We start from the raw sequence: 9,428 nt of genomic DNA on the forward strand, positions 1-9,428 counted from the left end.
CTTTGATGGAAATACGTTTGCCGGTGCCATTCCAGCCAGTGTTGACCAGATAAGCTTGAGCGCCCACCGCTTGCATACGTTTAACCAATACTTCTGCATATTGTGTTGGATGCAGTGACAAGAATGCCGCACCAAAACAAGCAGAGAAGGTTGGTGTTGGCTCAGTGACACCGCGCTCAGTACCCGCCAGTTTGGCGGTAAAGCCAGACAGGAAGTGATACTGGGTTTGATTTGCCGTCAGGCGAGATACCGGCGGTAATACGCCAAAGGCATCGGCAGTCAGGAAAATAACCTTAGTGGCATGGCCAGCTTTAGAGACGGGCTTAACGATATTTTCAATGTGGTAGATAGGGTAAGAAACACGGGTGTTTTCAGTTTTGGAGCCGTCATTGAAATCAACCGAGCCATCGGGCAGCACCACTACGTTTTCCAGCAAAGCATCACGCTTAATTGCATGATAAATATCGGGTTCTGCTTCTTCAGATAATTTGATGGTTTTGGCGTAGCAGCCACCTTCAAAGTTAAATACGCCGTCATCATCCCAGCCATGCTCGTCATCGCCGATCAACTTGCGTTTCGGATCAGTAGACAGGGTGGTTTTACCGGTACCGGACAACCCGAAGAAGATAGCCACATCGCCTTTTTCGCCGACGTTAGCCGAACAGTGCATGGAAGCTATGCCTTTCAGTGGCAGCAGGTAGTTCATCATTGAGAACATACCTTTCTTCATTTCGCCGCCATACCATGTGCCGCCAATCAGCTGCATACGTTCCGTCAGGTTAAAGGCGACAAAGTTCTCTGAATTCAGACCTTGCTCTTTCCAGTTCGGGTTAGTGCATTTAGCGCCATTCATGACGATAAAATCAGGTTTGAAATGGGCCAGTTCTTCATCCGTTGGGCGGATAAACATGTTTTTAACGAAATGCGCTTGCCAGGCCACTTCAGTGACAAAGCGTACTTGCAGACGGGTATCGGCATTGGCACCGCAGAAGGTATCAACAACAAACAGGCGCTTGCCAGACAGCTGATTAGTGACTAACCCTTTCAGGTGAGTCCAGGTCTCTTGGCTTAGCGGTTTATTATCATTCTTGCCTTTGCCCTGATCGGCCCACCACACGGTATCCTGCGTGATAGCATCACGGACAATATATTTATCTTTTGGTGAACGGCCGGTGAAGATACCGGTGTCTACTGCAATTGCTCCTGTGGTGGTGAGGGTTCCGCGCTCGTATCCTTCGAGTGTGGGTTTAGTCTCTTCCTGGAACAGTAAATCATAGCTTGGGTTGTAAACAATCTCGCTGACGTTATGGATGCCATAGGCGGCGAGCTCCTGCGGGGTAATTCCTTTAACACTCATGTCATAACTCCTGGATCGTCAATTTTCTACCAGCGATTGTAATTACTCATCTCTGATTAACAGCGATAGCGTTCAAATATTTCAATATATGACCTATTTTTCGCTAGGTTATGAGAGATAGGACACGGATTGTCGCAAGTATGAAACGGCAGAGGAAATGGCTGGGCACGAGTCAGCACCCAACCAAGTATTACGAGAATTAATGAATTTGTTCTGATGAAGGGCCATTACCGCTTTTTAATGTGGCAATATCGACCGAATCAAACAGGTAGTGAGTGCCGCAATATTCGCAATTCATATCAATATTGCCATCTTGCTCCAGCATTTCTTTGACGTCATCTTCGGATAGCGTCACTAATGCATCGGCGCAACGTTCGCGAGAACAGGTACAGCGGAAACTGACATTTTGTGGTTCGTAAAGTGTCACTTCTTCCTGATGATATAAACGATACAGCACCTCATTAGCCGGCAGGGTGAATAACTCCTCGGCTTTGATGGTGGTTGTGAGCTGTGCCAGATGATCAAACTCATCTTCATTACGCTCTTGTGCGGGTAGAACTTGCAACAGCATCCCGCCTGCGGCAGGTTTACCTGCTACATTGCCGGTGCGGATAAACAGGCACGTAGGAAGTTGTTCTGATTGCATAAAGTAATTTTCCAGGCAAGCGGCGATAGTCTCACCTTCCAGTGCTACCACGCCTTGATAGCGCTCACCCCGCGCAGGCGTGATGGTTATGACCAGATAGCCACTGTTGCCCATCATCTCTTTCAAAGTACTGTCATCACTGATTTCACCTTTAAAGCGGGCGACACCGCGCATTTCTTGCTGGTTATTACCGTTAATGACTGCCAGCGAGAGTGGGCCCTCGCTACCCTGCAATTGTACCGTGATATCACCGTCAAATTTGAGCGTAGCGGTCAGCAGACTGGTCGCGACCAACATTTCACCCAACAGTTTTTGTACCGCAGGAGGGTAGTCATGATTAGCGAGCACCTGTTGGTAGGTTTCATTAACTGAAACCAGTTCACCGCGCACAGCATGGTTGGCGAACAGGTAGCGATGCAGTTGATCATGATTAGATTGATCGTGATTAGATTGGTCGTGATTAGACATAAGTTTCTCTCTTTCTGGCTGCAAGCTGTTTACTCAGGCTCACCTTGTTTAAATTTGATCAGGTTGCGACGCTCTTTTTTATCCGGTCGCCGATCCGGATGTGGCATGGTCAGAGCATTGAGCTTACGTGCCTGCGCCACTTTCTCGCGGTTAGCCATGCTGGCCTCTGTTTCTTCATACAATGCTTGCGCTTCACTTGCGCCCCTGCGCTGGTGGTGTAGCGCCAAAACCCGAACCGTGCGCTCATCATTACCTTGGCGCAGACGGATTTCAGCATTGATTTCAACCAGCTTACTCGGTTTACCGCGCTGCCCGTTGTAATGGACTTTGCCGCCATCCACCATTTCCCGCGCGATGGCTCTGGTTTTGTAAAACCGGGCCGCCCAAAGCCATTTATCTAGCCGAACCGATTCGTCCGAGACTGCTTTCTCTTTCATGAAGACTCCCAGCCGTCATACTCATTTATTCCGATATCACTTGCGTAACGCTAATGCAGGCAATAGTTTACGGTAGTCATTGATTGCAGGGTGGCTGTGAAATGCTTTATCAGCACAGCTGGAGTCTGGGTTTTCTATTCCCAAACAGTAGCGAATACCAAAGGTGCGCGCGGCATCCAGAATCTTCTCACTGTCATCGACAAATAAGGTTCTGGCAGGATTCAGCCCGGTATGCTGCGTGACAGCTTGCCACAGTCGTTGATCTTCCTTTGGATAACCAAATGTATGGGTAGAAAGTAATAAATCAAGGTGCTGGTCGAGAGCGGTGTGCTCAATTTTTACCGCCAGGCTGTGCGGATGGGCATTGGTGAGTAAAATAGTGTGTAAGCCGCGCTCACGTAAACGGGCTAAAAAGGGCTGGGTATCCTGGCGCAACCGCACGCGATTGCCCGCTTGCGTGGTCATCGCGTAGATATCCAAATCTAGCCGCTCGCTCCAATAATCGAAGCAATACCAATTTAGTGTGTGCTGCACTGCCAGATATTCATCATGGATAATTTTATGCGCCTGCTCCAGAGATATCCCCCGGCGTTGGCTGAGTGTTTCCGGTACCTGCTTGAGCCAGAAATGGCTGTCGAACTCTAGATCAAGCAAGGTGCCATCCATATCCAACAGCACGGTATCAATTTCTTGCCAATTCAATTTAGGGGGCATCACGACTCCGCATTAGCTGTGTTTCAATAAGACTAATGATAAACGAAAAAGGGCTAACGTAGGAAAGGCGCTGGAGTGAGGGGGTGGTTGAAGCAATTATCATAATAGCGTTGAATATTATCCATACGGCTACGGTTTTTCAGGACGCGCCGAATGAATAAGGCAGTATTCACCCCTAAACACACAATCAGAACCAGCAACAGCAGGCTGGTGCCCAAATAACGGCAGAGTGTCACGATATCCGGTTCGCTGTGTAATGCAATATGGCGAGTTCCATTGGCATCGGTGGTGATATTGGTAATGATACCTTCAGCCTTAAACGGGGTATTGAGTAGCAGCCCTGAGAGCCGCTGCAATTCGCGCCACTGCTCCAACGCACTGTAATCGAACAGAGGAACCGAGGGTGCAGGGTGATTGACTAACTGTTTCCCCTCATCGCTGGTAATCAGGAACCCACCCGGTGGTGGGCTGTTCAAGGCTTCTGTCGCCAGATGTGTTTCACGGTAAACAAATGATGAAGTCGCCGTTTTAACCAAATTTTCCAGTGTGTCGGCGCTGACCGGACGCAACAGCACATTCATGCCTTTTAAGGTGCCTGACTGTGCCCGTTTCACCAGCCCTGACCAATTCTTGGCATTGCCCAAATTTACCAAAGCATTTTTCAGGCGAATGCAATCAGTATCACCACCACATAATGCCTGTGTTTTTAAGACGATATCCGCAAAGTTATCCAGCAATATCATGCCGGATTTTTCAATAGCAGTTGCCAATTGTGGGTTAACGTTAGCATCCGCGCCCTGTGGATGTAGCTGTTGATTGACGGTAGCCACCAAGGATGCCGCCTTTTCAATGATCTCAGATTCAGGTTGCGGCAAGGGTGCAGCGTTATTCCAATAGATACCGGAACAATCAAAAGGGGTGAAAACAAAACTGTGCGGGTTTTGAGTATTCGGCGGGACATAGCACATTCCCATTCCCTGTGCTTTCAGCATATCGCCAATACGGAGTGGCATTTTTTCTAACGCTTCAACGCTGGTCACCTGCTGGCTTTGTGCGCCTTGCAACCAGGCGACACTCAATTTTAGTGGCAGCCCCAGTGGCACATAAATCAGTAATAACGCCATCACCAACAGTGATCCGGCCATCAATGTCAGGTTTTTCCCCCAGCGCTGTAGGGGGAAGTTTTTCATTTCATCATGTAGGGACAAAAATGGCCCCTGACGTACAACCTGACGATTGAGGTAGATATCAATGTGGGTTTTTTTGCCCAAATCATGAGCAAAATAAGGCCCCCAATGCGCCGGATAGATCAGATCAACAATCCCAAGTGAGATATTGTTCATCTGCCCCTGATTTGATTCACCGAACAGGCCCCAGCGCTTTGGCGTGCCGCTTAAGCAATGAACCTCACGCAAATCTTTTTCAGATAATGGGCGGAACATATTCCAGCATGCCCAACCGGTTAATATTGCCGCCACAATAATAAGCCAGGGCAGCGTCACCGCTGGGCCGGTCAGTGCAAAGAACAGTAACAGCAATGCCAAACAGATGGCCCCGGCTTCTTTCAAGCCGTTAGTGCCATGCAGGGCATATTCTTCCGGGGTTTCCTTGCGGATATTCAGTAGCTCAATATGCTCGCTATCTGCTTTGCGGATTGATGCATTTTGCGCCACGGAAGATAAAATAGGCTGGTAAGTGTTCTCAGACTGATGATTCTTCAGCGTATGCCCGTTGAGGGAGATAACCAAAGGAATGGTTTGGGTTTGGATAAGTTCGACGTCATTATCCTGAGTAATATATTGCTCCCATGAAGCCGGTAGGTGAACTTCAATAGAATCAAGATAATAGCGCCATTTGTTGGGTTCGTCAGTTGCCACACCATAGCGGGTAATCGCGCGGGTTACCGCATAAACATTGTCACTTTGAGGTGTTAAAATCAGTTTCGTGGGTGAAGGTGTACTGTTTGTCAGCGTCCGGTTGTCAAACGTTGACTGGGGTTTGAACCCAATTTTATCCTGCTGGTTTAAAAGGTAGTTTTCAATATTGACCCGCTCTTCCGGTGTCAGTTTTCGATGCGTGGGTTTTGCGAACGGCAGTGCGGCAGTTACGGGGGAAGGGCGGCGGAATCGGAACCACCATAGCAAACCTACTGCGATCAGACAGGTCAACAGTAAGGCCAATATTAAGACTATTGTGCTCATCCTATCCCCATCCGAGCGCCCCTGACTTACGTCACTAATGCATTATCTTACGCATAAACACAGTACAGAGGCATATAACAGAGTTATTCATCAAATAACCTAATACAAGTGCTCTTAAACTGCCCGTAGACTGATAAGGATAGCAAGGCTAAAACATCGGTAATATCAGCATAATCCTATTTTCAAACACAAGTTTTAACTGATATTGCGCAGATATAGGATGATAATTAACCGGTTGAATCTTGACTAAACTCGCCGCCATGTTAAAAACAGGTAAATTATATCTAACTGACATTGCGATAAAGGTTCTCATTAACGCACAATGTGATCAAGTTCTAATAAAATCCAGTATAAAGAGTCGGGTTAATCCGCATGGGTAAAAAGTGGCTTATTAAGTAACCATATTATGAGCCTGACTACCCCGATGCGCGTCCGATAGGCGGCGAGTTTTAATTTGGGGCTATTATGAAACACCTGCAAAAACCTAAAATACATCAAATAGAAACCATTGCCCGCTCCCGCTTGTTTACTGTTGAAGCCGTGAGTCTGGAGTTCAGCAATGGCGTACAGCGCGTTTATGAGCGGATGCGGCCATCGAATCGCGAAGCCGTCATGATTGTGCCAATTATTGGCAATGACTTATTGCTGATCCGCGAATATGCCGTGGGTATTGAAGAGTATGAGTTGGGTTTCCCAAAAGGACTCATTGATCCCGGAGAAGGCGTGTTAGACGCCGCCAATCGTGAGTTGATGGAGGAGGTCGGGTTTGGCGCTGAGCGGTTTGATTACCTTAGTAAGCTGACGATGGCTCCGTCCTACTTCTCGAGCAAAATGAATATTGTTGTCGCACAAAACCTTTACCCGCAAAGTTTGGAAGGTGATGAGCCGGAACCGCTGCCACAAGTGCGCTGGCCAATTGCGAATATGATGGCACTGCTCGACGAACCGAGTTTTCGTGAAGCCAGAAATGTCAGCGCCCTATTTTTGGCTCAGGCATTTCTGACTAAAGCGGGCCTCTTTTAATCTTGAGCGACCTTAATAAAAAAGCCGGGACAATCTTGCGATTTCCCGGCTTTTATTTTGGGGCAACAGCTGCATTGATGACTACGCAGCCATTCGCACTCACTTAATTCATTATCAGAATAATTCGTGAGTCTGGCCGTTATCCATCAGCGTCGTACCCGCTTCATGTACTGAATATTCAGTGGGTTGTGTCCCCTCGATAAAGTACTCTGAGCGGCTACCTGGCCCACCAGTGGATAGCTTACCGGTTTGCTTATCAATCACGACACTGACAATACCCGGTGGTGGCGCGACTTGTTTTTCTGGCAAACCTTCAAGGGCTGCTTTCATAAAGTCATCCCATGCCGGTTGAGCAGTTTTCGCCCCGCCTTCAGCACCTGATATCTGGTCAGAAATTGCGCCAGATGCAGTACTACGACCCAAGTCACGGCGATGATCGTCAAAACCAATCCAGACTGATGTCACAGTGTCCGGGCCATAGCCGGAGAACCATGCATCTTTCGAGTTGTTGGTGGTACCGGTTTTACCGCCGATATCTTTGCGTTTTAAATCGCGCCCAGCACGCCAGCCTGTCCCCATCCAGCCCGGTTCCCCGAAGATGTTGGAGTTCAATGCATCGCGAATCAGGAACGCCAGCGGTGTGCTTATGACATGCGGTGCATACTGCTCATCGCTATTGAGCTTAGCTTGTGCTGGAGTGACTTGTTCCAACTCCGGCATTGGCACATTGCTGGCATTATTGGTTTGTGAAGTTGCCACGTTTTCAGTGTTATCGTCGGATAGCACCACCGAGCGCTGAGTGTCGCCATAAATGACCGGTAAGTTACACGCTTCACAGACAATCTTCGGTTTCGTTTCAAACAGCACATTGCCGGTGTCATCGGTGATTTTGGTGATGAAATACGGGTCGACCAAATAGCCGCCGTTGGCCAACACCGCATAACCTCGGACTAACTGCAATGGTGTGAATGAAGCAGAACCCAGCGCCAATGATTCTGAATGCACGATATTTTGTGCCGGGAAACCAAAGCGTTGTAGGTATTCAGCGGCATAATCCACGCCCATGGCGCGCATGGCTCGCACCATCACGACGTTTTTCGATTGACCCAAACCTTGGCGCAAACGAATCGGACCATCATAAGTGGGTGGCGAGTTTTTTGGCCGCCAGTCGGTACCCGCACCAGCATCCCAGCGGGTAATCGGCAAGTCGTTGAGGATGGTTGCCAAGGTCAAGCCTTTGTCCATCGCCGCGGTGTACAGGAAAGGTTTAATATTCGACCCCACCTGACGCAATGCCTGGGTAGCACGGTTGAATTTACTTTGGTTAAAGTCAAAACCGCCTACCAGTGCTTTAATTGCACCATTATTGGGATCAATGGAAACCAAGGCGGAGTTGACATCTGGCACTTGGGCCAACCACCAATTGTCATCCACTTTTCTGACCCAAATCTGCTGACCCGGCTGAACAACATCGGTGACCTTTTTAGGTGTCGGCCCCTGAGCATTGTCAGATTTATACGGGCGCGCCCAACGCATACCGGCCATCGGTAATGTCACGCTGCTACCATCAGCCAACATGGCCACTGCCTGTTCCGCATTTGCCTCAGTGATAACCGCAGGCAACAGTGGGCCATAGACTGGCAGTGTTTTCAGTGAATCAATAATTTGCTCACGGCTCCACGCGCTTTCGCCCACCTTCCATAACACATTGGATGGGCCACGATAGCCGTGGCGCATGTCATAAGCCAACACATTGGCGCGTAAGGAATCCACCGCCGCGAGCTGAAGCTTTTTGGTGATGGTGGTATAGACCTGATAGCCGTCGGTATAGGCGTTTTCGCCATAGCGCTTAATCATTTCCTGCCGCACCATTTCGGACAGATAGGGTGCTGAGAAAGCAATTTGCGGCGCATGGTAGTTGGCAACCAACTCTTCACTGCGAGCCTGATCATACTGTGCTTGGGTGATGTACTTTTCATCCAACATACGCGACAGCACCACATTACGACGTGCAACAGCGCGGTCATGTGAGTAAAGCGGGTTGAAAGTTGATGGCGCTTTTGGCAAACCAGCAATCATCGCCATCTGGCTAAGGGTTAACTCGTTGATTTCTTTACCAAAATAGACCTGCGCCGCTGCACCGACACCGTAAGCGCGATAACCCAGATAAATCTTGTTCAGATACAACTCAAGAATTTCATCTTTGGTCAGTAGCTGTTCAATGCGAATCGCCAGAAAAGCTTCCTTGATTTTACGCATCAAGGTTCGTTCCGGGCTTAAGAAAAAGTTTCGCGCTAACTGCTGAGTGATGGTACTGGCCCCTTGAGAGGCGCGCCCCGACACCATAGCAATAGAAGCTGCACGTAGGATACCCACCGGGTCCACACCGTGATGCTCATAGAATCGGCTATCTTCCGTCGCAATAAACGCATGCACCATTTCTGGTGGAATTTGCTTTAATGTCAACGGGATACGGCGCTTTTCACCGTATTGGGCGATCAATTCGCCTTCGGCGCTATACACCAACATAGGTGTTTGCAGCCGGACATCTTTCAGTGTGGCAACGTCGGGTAGCTGAGGCT

Annotated in this window: 7 protein-coding genes; 1 reads left to right on the plus strand and 6 read right to left on the minus strand. The window is 48.8% G+C overall.

Annotation, left to right across the window (positions count from 1 at the left end):
* The 5 genes from pckA to ACNSO8_RS02790 all read right to left on the minus strand — a co-directional run.
* On the minus strand, nucleotides 1-1,357 hold a 1,357-nt coding region (pckA, locus tag ACNSO8_RS02770), incomplete at its 3' end, for a phosphoenolpyruvate carboxykinase (ATP) (protein ID WP_418393747.1).
* 199 nt (nucleotides 1,358-1,556) lie between these two features.
* Complete coding sequence (gene hslO, locus ACNSO8_RS02775; protein WP_418393748.1) at nucleotides 1,557-2,471, minus strand: Hsp33 family molecular chaperone HslO; 915 nt, start codon at nucleotides 2,469-2,471, stop codon at nucleotides 1,557-1,559.
* Nucleotides 2,472-2,500: 29 nt separating this feature from the next.
* Entirely contained in the window at nucleotides 2,501-2,908 is a 408-nt protein-coding gene (gene hslR, locus ACNSO8_RS02780) for a ribosome-associated heat shock protein Hsp15 (protein WP_418393749.1), read from the minus strand.
* A gap of 36 nt (nucleotides 2,909-2,944) precedes the next feature.
* The gene (gene yrfG, locus ACNSO8_RS02785; protein ID WP_418393750.1) at nucleotides 2,945-3,622 is read right to left on the minus strand and encodes a GMP/IMP nucleotidase; all 678 of its coding nucleotides are present in this window, start codon (nucleotides 3,620-3,622) and stop codon (nucleotides 2,945-2,947) included.
* 53 nt (nucleotides 3,623-3,675) lie between these two features.
* The gene (locus ACNSO8_RS02790; RefSeq protein ID WP_418393751.1) at nucleotides 3,676-5,823 is read right to left on the minus strand and encodes an intracellular growth attenuator family protein; all 2,148 of its coding nucleotides are present in this window, start codon (nucleotides 5,821-5,823) and stop codon (nucleotides 3,676-3,678) included.
* A gap of 465 nt (nucleotides 5,824-6,288) precedes the next feature.
* Here ACNSO8_RS02790 and nudE point away from each other — a divergent pair, with 465 nt between their 5' ends.
* Nucleotides 6,289-6,846, plus strand: a complete 558-nt coding sequence (gene nudE / locus ACNSO8_RS02795; RefSeq protein WP_418393752.1) for an ADP compounds hydrolase NudE — start codon at nucleotides 6,289-6,291, stop codon at nucleotides 6,844-6,846.
* A 114-nt stretch (nucleotides 6,847-6,960) separates the two neighbouring features.
* Here the strand turns inward: nudE and mrcA are convergent.
* Nucleotides 6,961-9,428, minus strand: a 2,468-nt coding sequence (mrcA, locus tag ACNSO8_RS02800) for a peptidoglycan glycosyltransferase/peptidoglycan DD-transpeptidase MrcA (protein WP_418393753.1), incomplete at its 5' end; no start/stop codon positions are given.

The organism is Yersinia sp. LJYL362 (assembly GCF_048323875.1).